2 protein-coding genes and 1 pseudogene are annotated in these 1,824 nt (G+C 35.3%); all 3 read right to left on the bottom strand.

Annotation, left to right across the window (positions count from 1 at the left end):
* Positions 1-166: 166 nt before the first annotated feature.
* On the bottom strand, positions 167-1,282 hold the full coding sequence (locus T429_RS0108485) for a DUF1376 domain-containing protein (protein WP_005773363.1): 1,116 nt from the start codon (positions 1,280-1,282) through the stop codon (positions 167-169).
* Positions 1,272-1,637, bottom strand: coding sequence for a helix-turn-helix domain-containing protein (locus T429_RS0108480; RefSeq protein WP_005773362.1), 366 nt, complete (start codon positions 1,635-1,637; stop codon positions 1,272-1,274). Before T429_RS0108480 ends, T429_RS0108485 begins: the two co-directional genes overlap by 11 nt.
* A 2-nt stretch (positions 1,638-1,639) precedes the next feature.
* Positions 1,640-1,824, bottom strand: a pseudogene (locus T429_RS0108475) (hypothetical protein); the annotation flags it as partial.

Here is a 1,824-nt window from a genome sequence, read left to right as displayed (position 1 = left end):
TGGACCGTACAGTAGCATTTTTATTTTCAATGTGGTTTTTATCATAAAAATCTAAAATCGCTCTGTACGGTACTTTTTTAGCTGTTTAAACCCATATCTACTCTCAAAACAATCAGCACTTTTCACTATTTTGCTGTTTTTTCAAATGCAACTAAATACGATTTCATTATGTTGCAAATGAACTGATAGGCTCTATATTTCTGAGATATTTTACCAAGGTGTCTGATAGTGGTTCACAACATGTGATTGTACATAGTTCTTTCATTTCTAATTCTGCGTGTTTATTCATTACCAATCCATATTTTGGATGCGTAATCCAATTGTACCAAGCCTTTTGCCAATCGCGTTCATGAGCATTTCGACATGGGTTGGCTTTTGAAAAGCGTACAAATTTTTCATATTCTGATAACGCTTCATCATGCGTTAATCCTTGATCGATTGCGTATTGCAAATCGGGTTTGAAATTTTCTAACATGCTTTCAACTTCTTGTTTTTCCCTCATTTTCTTGTCTTTCTCAAAAAAGTTTGCTTTCTCTGGAAAATAAGCAGGCATTATCTTGTCAACGATTTCTGAAAGTTGTTTGCCAACCTTTTTACCTTTTCGTGGTGGCAATTTCTCAATCATTGCTTCGTTACTTTGCCATCGATTATTAGCTTCGTTTGAAATGTTGTTATTTTGCTCGTGAATGATTGGTTGTTTAGTTTCTATCGTTTTGATTTCTTCTGATTGAACATCATCACACTCGATTGGCTCGTCAACAAAATCGTTTGTTTCTAAATTTTCAAATTCAATTTCTCTTTTTGATAAAATAATATTTTTATTTTTTTTGTTATTGTTATTGTTAATGTTAATGTTATTGTTAATAGCATCATTAAGCATTGCTTGTGCATTGCTTGTAGCATCCTTAGCATCATCATCACTGTTATCTTTATTTTTATCCCATCTTGCCTTCGCTGCCTTTTGTGCTCTTTCTGAAAACTTACTTAAATTTTCATTTGAGTTATTGAGTTCTTCCTCAACTTGTAAACTCCACAAACGACCATCTTCTGAAAAAACAATGTGTCCAGTTTCTAATAAAAGATCTAATGCTTTCTGAAATCTTTTAACTGAGCAACCAGCCAATAAAGACAATACTCGAAAATTATTCTTAAGCGGTTCTCCAGTGCGAAGCATTTGAAATCGCAACTTCACATATATAAAACCTTCAAAAGCGGGCAAATGCGCAAGATCAAGAAGCCACTTGTCTGCAAAAAGCCTCGTCCATGGCAACTTAGTTGACATGTATTGCCTCCTCTCTTTTCTTACTCCATCTCATATGCGCTGCTTTTGAAGCTCTTTCTGAAAATTTACTGATGCTATAATCAAAAGCTAATGACCTATGCCATAAGTTCCCATTCTCTAAACGCGTGATGTAACCCATGCTTATTAAAGTCTCTAATGTCTTTTGAAACGTTCTTACTGAACACCCACACCAACTTGATAAATAAGATGCATTATTGATAAGAGGCGCTTTCTTATCATTCATAAGCAACACAAGGGTTGTATAAACTGCCTTCTCTGTTGCTTTTAAACCCATAAGCTCTTTTAAAAACTGATCTGAATTAAACTTTACACATTCCACTTTGTTACTGGGCATCGCTATAAGATCTCCCTCTCTTTAATTAAATGTAAAATCGCTAAAGCATCCGCTTCGTTATCATCACAAGGCGCGTGTCCTTTTGCACGCATCGCCTCTATAATCTCTTCTTTCGACGCATTCCCCTTGCCCGTCGTCACTTTCTTAATTGTACAAACCGGTATCCCCTCATACGGTATCTCATGAT

This window comes from Bartonella elizabethae F9251 = ATCC 49927 (assembly GCF_000518165.1).
Classification (GTDB): Bacteria; Pseudomonadota; Alphaproteobacteria; order Rhizobiales; family Rhizobiaceae; genus Bartonella; species Bartonella elizabethae.
Note: the sequence above shows the minus strand (reverse complement) of the source record. Positions and strands in the feature narration are given on the sequence as shown.